Source organism: Sphingomonas sp. DG1-23, from assembly GCF_030730875.1.
In the GTDB taxonomy this organism is placed as follows: Bacteria; Pseudomonadota; Alphaproteobacteria; order Sphingomonadales; family Sphingomonadaceae; genus Sphingomonas.
This window is the reverse complement of sequence record NZ_JAVAMA010000002.1, coordinates 104620-119242: the sequence shown is the minus strand read 5'-3', so window position 1 is coordinate 119242 and position 14623 is coordinate 104620. Positions and strand designations below refer to the sequence as shown.

The window sequence follows — 14623 nt, the reverse complement described above, 5'->3', positions numbered from 1 at the left end:
CGACCGGCGCCGCCAATCGTGCCCCTATGGGCGATGAACGTTACGATCCGATCCGGGAACCCGCGCCGCAGGTGACGACGCGCATCGACGCGCCGGAGCCTGTGCCGCCGCGTCGACGCAAATCGTTCAAGCGCCGGCTGCTCGGCTGGATCGTCAAGGCGATCCTGATCTTCTTCCTCGGTTCGGTCCTCTGGGTCGCGGCGCTGCGCTTCATCAACCCGCCGATCACCTTCACGATGATCGGCGACGTGGTCGGCGGCCACGGCGTCACCAAAAGCTGGATGAGTCTCGACCGGATCGACCCGAGCATGGCGCGCGCCGCGATCGCCGCGGAGGACGGGCGCTTCTGCGCGCATAATGGCTTCGACTACAAGGCGATCGCCGCCGCCGCGGCGCGCAACGCCACCGGCAAGAAGCGTATCCGCGGCGGATCGACGATCAGCCAGCAGACCGCCAAGAACGTTTTCCTGTGGCAAGGCGGCGGCTATTTCCGCAAAGGCCTCGAGGCCTATTTCACGCTGCTCATCGAGAATATCTGGGGCAAGCGCCGGATCATGGAGGTCTATCTCAACGTCGCCGAGACCGGGATCGGCACCTACGGGGTCAATGCCGGCGCGATGCGCTATTTCAAGCACGACGCCTCGCGCCTGTCCCAGCGCGAAGCCGCCTTGATCGCCGCGGTGCTGCCGCTGCCAAAGAAACGCGCCGCGATCGACCCGAGGGGCTTCACGCGGCGCTATGGCAATTCGATCAATCGGCGGATCACCGTCGTGCGCGGCGGCGGGCTCGACGCCTGCCTGCGCTGATTATTCTACCTTCTTCGCGGCATCCTTCGCGGCACCGCCAACGTCCTTCGCAGCATCGCCGACGCTCTTGGCGGCATCGGTCACTGCGTCGGTCTTGATATTCTCGCGACTGTTCTGATTGATCAGATACAGCGCGCCGACCACGACGAGGATCAGCACCGCCAGCCCGATCAACAGCCCTGCGCCGCCCCCGCCGCGCCGCTCGACGACGACCGTGTTCGACCCGCTATCGGTCTCGGTGACGCGCTCGGCGGTCACGCCGTCGGTACGCTCAACGATTCGATCGACCATGGATTCCACTCCTCGATTGTGTGCGGCAGCAACCGAGGAGCGGCGAGGATGGTTCCGCGTTAACCCTGATCCGGATCAGAAGGGCAGCTTGAAGCCCGGCGGCAGCGGCAACCCGCTGCTCATCTTGGACATTTCGGCCTGCGACACGGTGTCGGCCTTGGCCCGCGCATCGTTGAACGCCGCCGCGACGAGATCCTCGAGCATGCCCTTCTCGGAAGGCGCGAGCAAAGATTCGTCGATGTCGACGCCGATGATCCGGCCCTTCGCGCTCGCCCTGACCTTGACCAGTCCGCCGCCCGACGCGCCCTCGACCTCGATCGCGTCGAGGCTGGCCTGCGCCTTGGTGAGCTCGGCCTGGACGTTCTGCGCCATGGCCATGATGTCTTCGAGGCTCTTCATGCCTGATTACTCCGTATTTTGGTCCAGCCGATCAGCTCGGCTTCGGGGAAAGCTTCGATCGCTGCGGCGACCACCGGCGAGGCGAGCACCGCCGCGCGTTCGGCGGCCTCGTTTGCCGCTGCTGCCTCGCGCAGCGTCGGCGCGGCTGCGGTCTCAACGCATGTCAGACGCCAATTGACCCCGGTCGATTCGCGCAACGCCGCGCCCAACTCGCGGATAAAGTCCTGCGGCAGCTCGCGCGCCGCGCCGAACTCGAATTCGGAGCCATCGAACCGCACCGGCCGCAGGTAATCGCGCACCTGCTGCGCCAGCTGGAAGCGCTTGCTGGTCTCGAGATGCGTCACCAGCTCGCCCATATTGGCCGGCATCGCCGACGCCGCAGGCGCGCCCGGCGGCGCGGAAACGCTCACGCTGCCATTGGCGATTTGCCGCGCCAGCTCGCCCGGATCGGGAAGCTGCGAGGCGTGGATCACCCGCAGCAGCGCCATTTCGCACGCCTCGATCGGCAGCGCCGCCTTGGCGACTTCGTCATGCCCGCGCAGCAGCAATTGCCACAGCCGGTGCAGCGCCGGAAAGGACAGCCCCGCCGCCCAATCCTCGAGCGCTTTCGCCTCCTCGGCCGATTGGCCGGCGGTAGCATCGCTGCCCAATTTGGCCAGGGTCACTCCGTGAACGGTCTCCAGCAGGGTGCGCAGCACCGCCTGCGGATCGACGCCGAGATCATATTGCCCGCGCAACGCCGCCAGCGCGCCCGGCGCGTCGCCGGCGAGCAGCAGCCCGAACAGCGCGCGGATCGCGCCCCGGTCCGACAATCCGAGCATCTGGCGCACCGCTTCGGCACGCACCCCGCCGCCTTCGAGTCCGGCGTGCGCGATCGCCTGATCGAGAATCGAAAGCCCGTCGCGCGCCGAACCCTCGGCCGCGCGCGCGATCAGCGACAGCGCCTCGGGCTCGGCCTCGACGCCCTCCGCCTCCGACACGCGCGCGAAATGCCCCGCGAGCATCTCCGCCGGAATCCGCCGCAGATCGAAGCGCTGGCACCGCGACAGCACCGTCACCGGAACCTTGTTCACCTCGGTGGTGGCGAACAGGAACTTCACATGCGCCGGCGGCTCTTCGAGCGTCTTGAGCAGGCCGTTGAACGCGGCCTTGGAGAGCATGTGGACTTCGTCGATGATGTAGATCTTGTAGCGCGCCGACACCGCCGAATAGCGCGACGCCTCGATGATCTCGCGGATATCGTCGATGCCGGTATGGCTGGCGGCGTCCATCTCGATCACGTCGATATGGCGCCCCTCGGCGATCGCCCGGCACGGCTCGCAGACACCGCACGGATCGATCGTCGGTCCACCCTGCCCGTCCGGCCCGACGCAGTTGAGCGCCTTGGCGATCAGCCGCGCGGTCGAGGTCTTGCCGACTCCGCGAACCCCGGTGAGCAGGAAGGCATGCGCCAGCCGATCGCGCTTGATCGCATTGCCCAAGGTGGTGACCATCGCATCCTGCCCGATCAGCTCGGAAAAGGTCTGCGGCCGGTATTTGCGCGCAAGGACGCGATACGCCTCCTGCCTGGGCTGAGGCGGTTCGTCGAGGCCAAGGAGGGAATCGGACATATCGGGAACTATCTAGGCGCGCCGACGGCCTTTGTCGAAGCCGCGCGTGCGGCTTCGCCGTTCAGGCCGACCGAATTGCCCCATTGCGAATTGGGCAAGGCATTGGTCGCGACGAGCAGATATTGCAGCAGCAGGAAAGCGAGCAGGAGAATGTTGGCGCGGCGCGACCGGATGAACAGCAACAGCAACAGCGGGGTCCAATACATGCCCTGCCAGACGAAGAACCACAGGTCGTTCCATCCAGGAAGCAGGATAGACAGCTGCAACAGCAGTCCCGGAAGATTGGCGAGGACGACACCTGTCACGACGAGGCGCTTCTGCTTGAAATAATAATCGTCGAGCGCCGGCCAGACGCCCTCCCGGCGCGGGAACACGCTGGCCGCGGCGAAGAAATAGGCCAGCGCGACGACCAGCGCGGCGAACATGGTCGGCCAGTCGATGTGGATCAACTCGCGCACCGACCACGTCCACATCCAGTAACTGGCGAGATCGAGCAGCACGAATATCGCCAGCATCGGCGTCAGCACGCCCAGCTTCACGGAATCGCGCGCGGCGATCGCGTCGGTGAATTTGAGTGCGATCTCGGCCAGGGTCAGGCCGAGCAGCAACCCGAACAAGGTGAAGAAGAATTCGAATTCGCTCATGCCCGTCCCCCCGGGGACGATGTGCCAGCTTCAGGGCATTTGGCAAAGGCTTAGGTGGGAGCCGGAACGACCCGATACGAAATCGTTGCGGCTGCTTCCTTCCGGATCTGACCGGGTTGGCGACGGCATCGTCCGCCCGACTCCCGCGGCGCATATGGGCGAACTACCGCCGCGAGGCAAGGGCGGGAGCGCCCGATTTACGCGCTCCCGCCCCCGAAGAGTGGATGCCTCAGCGATAGTAGCGAACCCTGCGGCACACGCGGGTGCGATGCCCGTTGCGCCATTTGCGCGTGCAGACGCTGCGATAATATGCACGCCGATGATGGCGGCGGCGCTCGATGCGGCGCTCGCGACGCTCCCAGCGGCGTCCATCCTGCGGAAGCGCGGTAGCGGCGCTCGCGGCAAAGGCCGCAGCCGTGATGGTGGCGGGCGTCGTGGCCGCGCTGGCGGACGCAGCGGGCACCGCCAGCACCGCCGCGGCGGCCGCTGCGACAAGCGTGAGTATCTTCATGCTCTTGTTCTCCCGATCGAGGATCAACCCTGCATCCGTTGCAATTCCGAAACGGGGCATAGGTTCCGCAACGACACCACGCGGCCGTTCAGCCTCGGGCGGCGAAATCGCCATGCGACGCGATTTGATGCACTGTGCGAATGGCGTCGACGAAGGCATTTGGGTTCTCCTGCGGGAGATTGTGGCCCGAATCGATCGTGCGATGGTCGTGGAAGCCCGCGAACATCGCGGCATGATTCGCCGTCCCTCCCGGCTTCAGCGGATCGTCCGCGCCATCCAGCGTCACCGCCGGAACCACGATTTGCGGTCTGGTCCGCAATCTACGCTCCAGTGCGTCAAAGGCGGGGTCGCCGGCAGCCAACCCGAAATCGAACCGATAGGAATGTATCACGACGTCGACGAAATCGGGATTGTCGAAGGACGACGCGGTTCTCTCGAACGTGGCATCGTCGAAGCGCCAGTTGGGAGACCATTGCCGCCACAGGAGTCTGCACAACTCACGCCGGTTCGAGGCGAGGCACCCCCTCCCTCGCTCGGTCTGGAACAGATGTTGATACCACATCACGGCTTCGAGGCTCGGCGTGAAGGGATGCGCCATGCGCTCGACATCGATCACATCATAGCCGGCAAGCGATACGAGCCCTTGGACGCGCGCGGGCCATAGCGCCGTCGCGACGCAGGATGCGAGGCCGCCCCAATCGTATCCGGCGAGAACGGCGCGATCGATACCCAAGCCGTCCAGCAGACCGATCAGATCCGAGCCGAGCGCCGCTTGCTGGCCGGAACGCATGGTGTCGGCGCTTCGGAAGCGGGTAGGTCCGAAGCCCCGTAAATAGGGAATGATTACTCTCGCCCCCGCAGCGGCGAGAGCCGGCGCGACATCGTCATACGCGTGAACGTCATAAGGAAAGCCATGTGACAATATGACTGGCCAGCCATCCGGCGCGCCGAGTTCGACGTAGGAGATCAGAAGCGCGTCTGTCCGGGCGACTTTCATCGCGCCTCACTAACGGGTATTCTGTAACTGCAGTACCGATCTCGATTGGTCTCGATCGGGCCGTATGGGGGCGTGACCGCGCTGGCCGTCACGGCTCGCGCCGGCTGGCGCCGTTGGCCTCGGTCGTCACCACGCTCTTGCCGCGCCGCTGCGCCAGCTCCTCCTCGGCGATGTCGCCGGTGATTCGCAGCGCCTCGAGCTCGGCCTCGCTCTTGCTCTCGACTCCCATGACTTCATCGCGCGCGCCCTTCATGGCGTGGATGAGTTCGTCAATCTTGAGGTGCAGCGCGACCTCGTGCCTCTTCTGCTGATTGAGTACCATCTGGGTCAGCGTGATCGCCAGCACCGACAGCACCAGCGTCAGTACCGCCGTGGCATCCTGCCCCAGCGGCAACAGGAACCAGGCGAAGCAAAAGACCACCAGCGCGATCTGCGCCATCGGATGACCGGCGACGTTCGCCCCGGCATCCGAGAAACGGCAGCCGATCACATAGAGAGTCTGGCGAATCGTATGCTTCGGCACGGAAGGGAAACGACGCAGCGCAGCGCCCGTTCCGAAATCTCGATCTGGCGAGTCAACGTCCCTGCATGTCGCGATGCTCGGGCGGCATCCGGACGGTCAGTCCGTCGAGGTCCGCGACGAGAACGATCTGACAGGCGAGCCGGCTGGTCCGCGTCGCGCCGATCGCGAGATCGAGCATGTCCTCTTCCTCCTCGCTCGCGCGCGGCAGCCGGGCGAAATCCTCCGCAGCGACGATGACGTGGCAGGTCGAGCACGACATCTGCCCCTCGCAGGTGCCTTCCAGCGGCTGGCCGGCATTCTGCGCCACCTCGAGCAGCACCGCGCCCTCGTCCGCCTCGACTTCGCAGGTCTCGCTCTGGTCGGCACTGACGAAGCGGACGCGGATCATGCCGCCACCTTTTGCGCGCGCGCCGCGGCGGTGATCCGGTCGAGCGCCGCGATCAGTTCCTCCTCGCTGGTATAGCGGCCGAAGCCGAGGCGGATGCTCGATCGCGCCTCGGCATCACTCAGTCCGATCGCCTGCAGCACATGGCTCGGCCGACCCGATCCGCTCGCGCAGGCCGATCCCGCCGAAAAAGCGAGGTCGCGCAGGTCCGACATCAGTCGGGCGACGTCGAGCCCCTCGCGGCGCAAGTTGAGATTGCCGTGATAACGCTCGTCGCGCGAACCGTTGAGCGTCCAGTCTGCGCCGATATGGGCCAGGCCTGCGCGGAACAATTGTTCGGCATGGGCATGGTCCGCGCCGAAACGCTGTTTCGCCAGCCGCGCAGCCGCGCCGAACCCCGCGCACAAGGCCGGCGACAGAGTTCCCGATCGTCCGCCCGGCTCCTGGCCGCCGCCGTGGAGCAAGGGCTCGAGCGTCACCCCGTCGCGTATCCACAGGGCGCCGACGCCCTTGGGCCCATGGATCTTGTGGGCAGAGACCGCGACCAGATCGCATTCGTCCGGGATCAGCACCCGGCCGAAACCCTGCACCGCGTCGCACAGGAGCAGCGCGCCCGCGGCCTTTGCCAGCGCGGCCAGCTGCGCGACCGGCTGGATCACCCCGATCTCGTTGTTGACCAACATCACGGCGACCAGCCCGGTCCCCGGCCCGATCGCCGCACGTGCCGCCGCGAAATCGACCAGCCCGTCATCGCCCGCCGGCAGCACCGTCACGTCGCGTCCCTTGCGCGCCTCTGCGGCGACGGTGTCGAGCACCGCGGCATGCTCGGTCGCGAGGGTGACGATCCCGCCGCTCGTCCCCTTGATCGCCCAGTTGAGCGCCTCGGTCGCGCCGCTGGTGAAGCTCAGCTTTCCGCCCTCGGGCATCAGCCCCGCGACATCGTCGCGCGCGACTTCGACCGCCGCCTTCGCCTTGCGTCCTGCAGCATGCACCGAATGCGGATTGGCGTGCTGGCTCTCCAGCCAGGGTAGCATCGTGGCCAGCGCCTCGGGCGCGAGCGGCGTGGTCGCCTGATAATCGAGATAGGTCATGCCGCGCGCGCCCGGGCTTCGTCGGCGATCTCGCGCCAGACCGCAGCGAAGGCATCCATCTCCGCCTCGCTGGTCGCGCGCCCGAAGCTCACCCGCACCACTTCGCGCAGGGCCGGCTCGGCCCAGCCCATCGCGGTCAGCACATGGCTCGGCCGCAAGCTTCCCGACGCGCAGGCGCTCCCGGCAGAGACCGATATCCCGGCCATGTCGAAGCGGATCAACTGGGCGGCTGCCGACACGCCCGGCATTCGGTACGCACCGATCAGCGGAGACCGCGCGCTCTGCGCGCCGACGATCTCCGCGCCCTCTAGTGCCGCTTCCAGCCGAGCCCGCAAGGCTGCGGCCCGGGCCAAATCCTCGGGCGTCTCGACTGCCGCGGCAAACCCCAATGCCCCCGGCAAATTCTCGGTGCCGGCGCGGTAGCCCTTTTCCTGCCCGCCCATCGGCATCAGCGTGGCGAAGTCGCGGACGAACAGCGCGCCGATTCCCGGCGGCCCGCCCCTTTTGTGCGCCGAGACGACGAGCAGATCGGCGTGGCGCAGCGCGGCCGCCGAGGCCCGCGCCGGCATCTGCGCCGCATCGACCATCAATATTCCACCCGCCGCGCGCACGATTTCGGCGATCGCCTCGATCGGCTGGATGATCCCGGTCTCGCTGTTGGTCCGCTGCACGCAGAGCAGCACGCGCGGCCCCATCGCGGCGCGAAGCGCATCCAGATCGAGCGTCCCGTCGGCCCGCACCGGCAGCACTTGCGCGCCTTCGGCGTGCCGCAGCACCGAATCATGCTCGACCGCAGTGATCAGCACGCGCTCCGCCATCGAGCGCCGCAACCCGATCCACAGCGATTCGCTCGCGCCGCTGGTCAGGATCGTCTCATGCGCCCAGCCATAGGCCGCGGCGATCCGTGCGCGCGCATTCTCCAGCGCCGCCCGCGCCGCGCGGCCCTCGGCATGCGGCGAAGAGGGGTTCGCCCAGCGCGCCATCCCCTCGATCACCGCCGCCTTGGCGGCCTCGATCATCGGTGTCGTCGCGGCGTGATCCAGATAGATACGGTCGGCCAAGTGGGTTCCAATTGCGTGAAGGGCGGCGCTGCCTATATAGCGCGCAACTTCCCGCGCTCCACAGCGCCCCCCATTTTCAAGGCAGGCTCCATTGCCCGAAGTCATCTTTCCCGGTCCCGAAGGCCGCCTCGAAGGGCGTTTCGCCCCCGCTCCCAAGCCGCGCGCGCCGGTGGCGATGATCCTCCATCCGCACCCCAATGCGGGCGGCACGATGAACAACCGCATCGTCCAGGAGCTCTACAAGACCTTCCAGCGCCGCGGCTTCGCCACCCTGCGCTTCAATTTCCGCGGGGTCGGCAAGAGCCAGGGCACGTTCGACAACGGCATCGGCGAGCTCTCGGACGCCGCCTCGGCGCTCGACTGGGTGCAGAGCTTCCACCCCGAAGCCTCGACCACGTGGATCGCCGGCGTGAGCTTCGGCGCGTGGATCGGCATGCAGCTGCTGATGCGCCGCCCCGAGATCCGCGGCTTCATCTCGGTCGCGCCGCCGGCGAACATGTACGATTTCAGCTTCCTCGCGCCCTGCCCGTCCTCGGGCATCATCGTCCAGGGCGAGGCCGACGAAGTCGCGACTCCCGCCGCGACCCAGAAATTGGTCGACAAGCTCCGCACCCAGAAGCACATCACCATCCACCACGACACGATTCCCGGCGCCAACCATTTCTTCCAGGACGAGATGGAGCAATTGATGGGTTCGGTGGACCGCTATCTCGACATGCGGCTCGACCCCAATTCGCCGATCCGGTGAGCAGGTCATCCCGGCGAATGCCGGGACCTCAGGCGGCAGGCGAATAGCGCGCGGCATGAGGTCCCGGCGTTCGCCGGGATGACGGTCAGATCGACCAGATCAGCAGATTCCCCAGCAACACCAGCGCGCAGAGCACCATCAGCACGCCTTTCTGCCGCTCGCCGCCGCGCCACGTGCGCACCCCGCCCCAGACCAATGCGAACATCGCCACCACGGCGATGCTCAGCAGCAACGGATTGAGCGCCGGATCCATCATCGCACGATCAGCCAGATGAGCAGCGCGATCGCCAGCCCGGCCCCGGCGAACCCCGCGACCACCTTGGGCTCGCCGCGATAGATCAGCCGCAGGAAATACCACAGGAACAGCCCGAGCCCGCGCGCACCGACGCTCATCACATTGGCGATCACCGCGCCGAACCGTGTGTCCTTCATCAGTCCTTCGATCCCAGCACCGCCGCATAGGCGTCCGGATCGGCATTGCCGCCGGAAAGGATCACGAGCAATCCCGGTTCCACGTCGACCTTGCCCGCCAGCACCGCCGCCAGCCCCGCAGTGCCGCCCGGTTCGAGCACGAGCCGCAGCTTCGCCGCCGCCCAGCGCTGCGCCTCGCGGATCTCGCGCTCGCTGACGGCGATTCCCTTCGCGTCGCGCCGGCTGAGCACGTCGAAGGTCAAAGGCGACACTTCCTTCGTCTGCAGCGCATCGCATGCCGTCGGCGGCGGATTGTCGCCCACCGGCTCGATCCACCCCGCCTCGAGGCTGCGCCGCATATCGTCCCAGCCCTCGGGCTCGACCACGGTGATCCCGGCATCGGGCAGCGCCAGCGCGAGCCCCGCCGCGAGCCCGCCGCCGCCGCAAGGCACCAAAATACGCGAAGGATCGGGCAGCTTCGCCTCGACCATCTGGGTCATCGCCTCGATTCCCGCGCTGCCCTGCCCCTCGATGATCCACGGATCGTCGAAGCTCGGCACCAAAGCCGCGCCGCGCGCATGCGCGAGATGCGCGGCGATCTTCTCGCGGCTCTCGGTCGCGCGGTCATATTTCACCACCTCGGCGCCCATCGCCAAGGTGGCGTCGAGCTTCACCCTCGGCGCGTCGGCCGGCATCACGATCACCGCCGGTATGCCGAGCTTCTTCGCCGCCCATGCGATTCCCTGCGCGTGATTCCCCGACGAGAAAGCGACGACTCCGCGCTCGCGCGCCGCCGCGTCCAGCGCGGTCAGCCGATGCCACGCGCCGCGGATCTTGAACGCCCCGATCGGCTGCAGCGATTCGGCCTTGAAGCACACCGGTACTCCCCGAATTTCCGCTCTCAGCAAAGGGGTTTGCGGCAAGATCGCCGCGACCTTTGCCGCCGCGTCGCGCACCCCTGCCCTGGTCGGCTGTCGCACAATCGTCACACTTCACCCCCGCCGTACATTTCCGGATATCGAATCGCTTTACATGGGGGGACCTCGTCCCTAAATGCCGCCTTCCGCTGCCCCATGGGACTTCCAACCGCAAGGCAGCTTTTCGTCAATGTTTGCCGCAAGGCATTTGGAGGTCCCTTGAGTTGCACAAGCATCATAGCGCGCTGGGGTTAGCGTCTCCCCATTCGAACGCCGTTCGCGGCATCGACATCGCCAGCCAGCGACCGGTACAGCCGGTCACGCTGACTCGTCCGCATGCCGCATCGCGTGCCGCCCGCTTCTTCGCCGAGAAGTTCCCGGGTCGCTCGATGTATGCCGTGAAGGCGAATCCGTCTCCCGAGCTGCTGCAGATCCTGTGGGATAGCGGCATCACGCATTACGACGTCGCCTCGATCGCCGAGGTTCGGCTCGTTGCGCGCACGCTCCCTGAGGCGACTTTGTGCTTCATGCACCCGGTCAAGGCCGAGGAAGCGATCGAAGAGGCGTATTTCACGCACGGCGTCCGCGTGTTCAGCCTCGATTCGCTCGAAGAGCTCGACAAGATCGTCGCCGCGACCCGCGGCGCCGAGGACCTCACGCTGTGCGTCCGGCTGCGCGTCTCGTCGGATCTGTCGAAGCTCAGCCTTGCCTCGAAGTTCGGCGCGCTGCCGGGCGAGACCAAGGACCTGCTGATGGCCACCCGCCAGGTCGCCGATGCCCTGGGCATCTGCTTCCATGTCGGCAGCCAGGCGATGTCGCCCGATGCCTATGCCAATGCGATGGAGCGCGTCCGCGCCGCGATCGTCGAGGCTGCCGTCACCGTCGACGTGATCGATGTCGGCGGCGGGTTCCCCTCGTCCTATCCGGGCATGGAGCCTCCGCCGCTCGAGCATTATTTCGCGACGATCCACCGCGCGTTCGAGAGCCTGCCGATCTCCTATTCGGCCGAGCTCTGGGCCGAGCCGGGCCGTGCGCTGTGCGCCGAGTACAGCTCGATCATCGTCCGCGTCGAAAAGCGCCGCGGCGACGAGCTCTACATCAACGACGGCGCGTACGGCGCGCTGTTCGATGCGGCGCATATCGGCTGGCGTTTCCCCGTCCGTCTCCTCCGCGAGCCGGATTCGAACGCCCGCGACGTCGAGTTCAGCTTCTACGGCCCGACCTGCGACGATATGGATCACATGGCGGGCCCGTTCCCGTTGCCGGCGGACATCCGCGCGGGCGACTATATCGAGATCGGCATGCTCGGCGCTTATGGTTCGGCCATGCGCACTGCGTTCAACGGCTTCGGATCGGACCAGACGGTGATCGTCGGCGACGAGCCGATGACCTCGCTCTATCTCGAGCAGGACGAGGAACGCGCGCGTCCCTCGAACGTCGTCAAGCTGTAACGGCTGAACGCTAGCCGCCTTCGCTCTCCTCCCGCTTGCGGGAGGGGCCGGGGGAGGGCATTGGCTTTCGAAAGGGTTGGCTCAGCCTCTCCCCTGCCCCCTCCCGCAAGCGGGAGGGGAACGTAACGGGTTTCCGCGTCCCCTGAACGACGGCGGCACTGCAAATGGGAGCTCCCATGACCGATACCCTCACCAAGACCGCAGCGGCGAACCCGCCGATCAACGACACTCGCAAGGCGGAATTGCTGTCGAAGCAGGTCAAGCATATCGACATCACCAGGTTCGACGCGCGTCCGATCGTCGACGCGATGGCCGATATGAGCTTCACCAGCCGCGACCTCGGCCGCGCGACCAACATCTACAACCAGATGCTGGCCGACAAGGATTGCACGATCTTCCTCGTCATCGCGGGCTCGACCTCGGCCGGCGGCTGCATGGACCTCTATGCCGAGCTGGTGCGCAACAACATGGTCGACGGCATCGTCGCGACCGGCGCGACGATCGTCGACATGGATTTCTTCGAGGGCCTCGGCCACAAGCATTATCAGGCGCTCGAGATCCCCGACGACGACACGCTGCGCTCGCTCTATATCGACCGCATCTACGACACCTATATCGACGAGGAAGATCTCCAGAACGTCGACCACACGATCTTCGAGATCGCCGAGAGCCTCGAGCCCAAGGCCTATTCTTCGCGCGCGTTCATCCGCGAGATGGGCAAGTATCTCGTCGAGCACGGCAAGAAGGAGAACAGCCTCGTCAAGCTCGCCTATGAGCATGATGTGCCGATCTTCTGCCCGGCCTTCGTCGACAGCTCGGCCGGCTTCGGCCTCGTCAAGCATCAGGTCGACGCAGCCAAGGAAGGCCGTCCCTATCTGATGATCGACGCCGTCGCGGACTTCCGCGAGCTGACCGACATCAAGATCGCGGCGGGCACCACCGGCCTGCTGATGATCGGCGGCGGCGTGCCCAAGAACTTCATCCAGGACACCGTCGTCTGCGCCGAGATCCTCGGCCATGAGGATGTCGCCGTGCACAAATACGCGGTCCAGATCACCGTCGCCGACGTGCGCGACGGCGCCTGCTCCTCCTCGACGCTGCAGGAGGCGGCATCGTGGGGCAAGGTCAACACCGGTATCGAGCAGATGGTGTTCGCCGAGGCCGGCAGCGTGATGCCGCTCCTCGCCAGCGACGCATATCATCGCGGCCATTGGAAAGATCGCGCCAAGCGCGGTTGGGCTAAGCTGTTCGCCTGACGAGCCCAAGTAAAGCACAAGAAGTCGGTCGGATTTCGGATCCGGCCGACTTTCTTTTTGGCGTCGTCAACGCTCGGCTTGCCCGTTTCGGACAAGATCGCGCGCGCCGCGATGCGTGGATCAAGCGTTTCTCTCTTCTCGCGGATCGCAGCCGTTTTACGGCGCCGTCTGCAACCTGAGGAGAGAACAGATGTCTGAATCCTGCACCGTCATCGTCACCAACAATTCTGGCCGATCGCTGGATGCTGTGGCGATCTGGTATGCCCCCGATGGCGGCGTGCCGGACGACATGAGCGCCATTCCGCCCACCGTCGCCGCCCAGAATCTGGCGGCCGGCGCCTCGATTCGCGGCACCACTCCAATCATGTCCTTCTCGCCGGTCGACTATTGGATCGGCGGGGTGCTGTTCGAGGGCGACGGCACCAATTACGTGTTGTGCGGCATCGACGGCGAGACGGGCAAGGAATTCGAAGTGTCGGACGGCAGCACGATCACTTTCGTGATCAACGCCTATACCGCCGGCACCACCAACCAGAAGAATGACGTCACCATCCAATATAGCGAGGGCAGCGACGGCAGCGCCCAGTTGCTTCACGAAGGCCTCGGCCGGCTCGCCGACTTCACCGCGGGCGCCTTGCGCGAGATTGCCGAGCACACGGTCGGCGAACTGCTCGCCGCCTGACGTCCGATCGCCGGGCCGCGCGGCGGCCCGGCGATCCTGGCTCAGCCTTCCGCCGCGCGGGCGTTGCGAACCATCTCGCTCAACTGCGCCACCGCGGCGTCGAAACGCCCTTCGCGCTCGGCGAAGCGCAGTCCTTTCACCCGCTCCACCAGGATCTCCGCAGGCGTCGGCTGTTGCCCGAACAGCGCGATCACCTCGTCGATGAATTCGTCGAGCGGCTGATAGCCCGGCCGATTTTCCTGCCCCGGGGTCAACCCGGTCTGCAGCGCGGGCGGCGCGAGCTCGATCACCTCGATTTTGCCCCGAAGCGCGTCGCGCAGCGCCACCGTATAGCTGTGAATCGCCGCCTTGGTCGCCGAATAAGTCGGCGCGAGGGCGATCGGCACGAAGGCCAGGCCCGACGAGACGTTGACGATCGTCGCATCCCCGCGCGCGGCGAGATGGTCGATCAGGGCATTGGTCAGCCGGATCGGGCCGAGCAGATTGGTGGTGATCGTCGCTTCGGCGTCGGCGAGGTCGCGTCGCGCATCGAGCGCCTCGTAGCGCATGATCCCGGCATTGTTGATCAGCACGTTGAGCGACGGATGCTCGGCGATCACCCGCGCCGCGAACTCTTCTACGCCCTCGGCACTCTCGACGTCGAGCGTCATCGCGAACATGCCGTCGCGCCCGGCGACCACCGCGTCGAGCGCCTCGCGCCGGCGTCCGGCGACGATCACGCGATTGCCTTGGTCATGGAAACGCCGCGCCAGCGCGGCGCCGATGCCCGATCCGCCGCCGGTGATGAGAATGGTGTTGCCGCTGGTGTTCATCGCAATTGCTCCTTCCGGGTTGCCGCGA

General features: G+C 66.4%; 19 protein-coding genes and 1 other RNA gene. 5 read left to right on the top strand and 15 right to left on the bottom strand.

The features are described 5' to 3' along the window. Nucleotides 1–26 precede the first annotated feature (26 nt). The gene (gene mtgA / locus Q9Q95_RS03565; RefSeq protein ID WP_306093907.1) at nucleotides 27–806 is read left to right on the top strand and encodes a monofunctional biosynthetic peptidoglycan transglycosylase; all 780 of its coding nucleotides are present in this window, start codon (nucleotides 27–29) and stop codon (nucleotides 804–806) included. On the opposite strand, the gene Q9Q95_RS03560 is transcribed toward mtgA, so the two are convergent. The 11 genes from Q9Q95_RS03560 to Q9Q95_RS03510 all read right to left on the bottom strand — a co-directional run bounded on the left by Q9Q95_RS03560 (nucleotide 807) and on the right by Q9Q95_RS03510 (nucleotide 8318). Further along, nucleotides 807–1097, bottom strand: a complete 291-nt coding sequence (locus Q9Q95_RS03560) for a hypothetical protein (protein ID WP_306093905.1) — start codon at nucleotides 1095–1097, stop codon at nucleotides 807–809. It lies immediately after the preceding gene. Between the two features lie 75 nt (nucleotides 1098–1172). Continuing rightward, complete coding sequence (locus tag Q9Q95_RS03555; RefSeq protein ID WP_306093903.1) at nucleotides 1173–1496, bottom strand: YbaB/EbfC family nucleoid-associated protein; 324 nt, start codon at nucleotides 1494–1496, stop codon at nucleotides 1173–1175. Beyond that, the gene (locus Q9Q95_RS03550; protein WP_306093900.1) at nucleotides 1493–3106 is read right to left on the bottom strand and encodes a DNA polymerase III subunit gamma/tau; all 1614 of its coding nucleotides are present in this window, start codon (nucleotides 3104–3106) and stop codon (nucleotides 1493–1495) included. The genes Q9Q95_RS03555 and Q9Q95_RS03550 overlap by 4 nt, the downstream gene beginning before the upstream one ends. Nucleotides 3107–3114: 8 nt before the next feature. Next, nucleotides 3115–3750 carry a hypothetical protein gene (locus Q9Q95_RS03545; RefSeq protein WP_306093898.1) on the bottom strand — a complete coding sequence of 212 codons (636 nt, stop codon included), beginning with the start codon at nucleotides 3748–3750 and terminating at the stop codon, nucleotides 3115–3117. A gap of 50 nt (nucleotides 3751–3800) precedes the next feature. Further along, nucleotides 3801–3898: signal recognition particle sRNA small type (gene ffs, locus Q9Q95_RS03540), an RNA gene on the bottom strand. A gap of 81 nt (nucleotides 3899–3979) precedes the next feature. Then, nucleotides 3980–4261: a hypothetical protein gene (locus tag Q9Q95_RS03535; protein ID WP_306093896.1), complete on the bottom strand. Its 282-nt coding sequence runs from the start codon at nucleotides 4259–4261 to the stop codon at nucleotides 3980–3982. 88 nt (nucleotides 4262–4349) lie between these two features. Beyond that, nucleotides 4350–5258 (bottom strand): alpha/beta fold hydrolase, encoded by a 909-nt coding sequence (locus Q9Q95_RS03530; RefSeq protein ID WP_306093894.1) that lies wholly within the window; start codon nucleotides 5256–5258, stop codon nucleotides 4350–4352. Nucleotides 5259–5346: 88 nt separating this feature from the next. After that, nucleotides 5347–5781, bottom strand: a complete 435-nt coding sequence (locus Q9Q95_RS03525) for a low affinity iron permease family protein (protein WP_306093892.1) — start codon at nucleotides 5779–5781, stop codon at nucleotides 5347–5349. 52 nt (nucleotides 5782–5833) lie between these two features. Continuing rightward, complete coding sequence (locus Q9Q95_RS03520) at nucleotides 5834–6169, bottom strand: 2Fe-2S iron-sulfur cluster-binding protein (RefSeq protein ID WP_306093890.1); 336 nt, start codon at nucleotides 6167–6169, stop codon at nucleotides 5834–5836. After that, nucleotides 6166–7257, bottom strand: a complete 1092-nt coding sequence (locus Q9Q95_RS03515) for a cysteine desulfurase family protein (RefSeq protein WP_306093888.1) — start codon at nucleotides 7255–7257, stop codon at nucleotides 6166–6168. The genes Q9Q95_RS03520 and Q9Q95_RS03515 overlap by 4 nt, the downstream gene beginning before the upstream one ends. Next, nucleotides 7254–8318, bottom strand: a complete 1065-nt coding sequence (locus Q9Q95_RS03510; protein ID WP_306093886.1) for a cysteine desulfurase family protein — start codon at nucleotides 8316–8318, stop codon at nucleotides 7254–7256. Before Q9Q95_RS03510 ends, Q9Q95_RS03515 begins: the two co-directional genes overlap by 4 nt. Nucleotides 8319–8409: 91 nt before the next feature. Between Q9Q95_RS03510 and Q9Q95_RS03505 the strand changes: the two genes are divergently transcribed. Beyond that, the gene (locus Q9Q95_RS03505; protein ID WP_306093884.1) at nucleotides 8410–9066 is read left to right on the top strand and encodes an alpha/beta hydrolase; all 657 of its coding nucleotides are present in this window, start codon (nucleotides 8410–8412) and stop codon (nucleotides 9064–9066) included. Between the two features lie 85 nt (nucleotides 9067–9151). Here the strand turns inward: Q9Q95_RS03505 and Q9Q95_RS03500 are convergent, their stop codons facing one another. Genes Q9Q95_RS03500 through Q9Q95_RS03490 form a run of 3 tightly spaced genes read right to left on the bottom strand, consistent with a single transcriptional unit; the run spans nucleotide 9152 to nucleotide 10466 of the window. Further along, nucleotides 9152–9322 (bottom strand): hypothetical protein, encoded by a 171-nt coding sequence (locus Q9Q95_RS03500; RefSeq protein ID WP_306093882.1) that lies wholly within the window; start codon nucleotides 9320–9322, stop codon nucleotides 9152–9154. Next, entirely contained in the window at nucleotides 9319–9498 is a 180-nt protein-coding gene (locus Q9Q95_RS03495; protein ID WP_306093880.1) for a hypothetical protein, read from the bottom strand. The genes Q9Q95_RS03500 and Q9Q95_RS03495 overlap by 4 nt, the downstream gene beginning before the upstream one ends. After that, nucleotides 9498–10466: a threonine/serine dehydratase gene (locus tag Q9Q95_RS03490; protein WP_306093878.1), complete on the bottom strand. Its 969-nt coding sequence runs from the start codon at nucleotides 10464–10466 to the stop codon at nucleotides 9498–9500. Before Q9Q95_RS03490 ends, Q9Q95_RS03495 begins: the two co-directional genes overlap by 1 nt. A 152-nt stretch (nucleotides 10467–10618) precedes the next feature. Between Q9Q95_RS03490 and Q9Q95_RS03485 the strand changes: the two genes are divergently transcribed. The 3 genes from Q9Q95_RS03485 to Q9Q95_RS03475 all read left to right on the top strand — a co-directional run bounded on the left by Q9Q95_RS03485 (nucleotide 10619) and on the right by Q9Q95_RS03475 (nucleotide 13783). Then, nucleotides 10619–11845 carry a type III PLP-dependent enzyme gene (locus tag Q9Q95_RS03485; protein ID WP_306093875.1) on the top strand — a complete coding sequence of 409 codons (1227 nt, stop codon included), beginning with the start codon at nucleotides 10619–10621 and terminating at the stop codon, nucleotides 11843–11845. 176 nt (nucleotides 11846–12021) lie between these two features. Further along, complete coding sequence (locus tag Q9Q95_RS03480) at nucleotides 12022–13101, top strand: deoxyhypusine synthase (RefSeq protein ID WP_306093873.1); 1080 nt, start codon at nucleotides 12022–12024, stop codon at nucleotides 13099–13101. Between the two features lie 190 nt (nucleotides 13102–13291). Next, complete coding sequence (locus Q9Q95_RS03475) at nucleotides 13292–13783, top strand: hypothetical protein (protein ID WP_306093871.1); 492 nt, start codon at nucleotides 13292–13294, stop codon at nucleotides 13781–13783. 41 nt (nucleotides 13784–13824) lie between these two features. On the opposite strand, the gene Q9Q95_RS03470 is transcribed toward Q9Q95_RS03475, so the two are convergent. Then, nucleotides 13825–14595 (bottom strand): SDR family oxidoreductase, encoded by a 771-nt coding sequence (locus Q9Q95_RS03470; protein ID WP_306093869.1) that lies wholly within the window; start codon nucleotides 14593–14595, stop codon nucleotides 13825–13827. Between the last annotated feature and the right edge of the window lie 28 nt (nucleotides 14596–14623).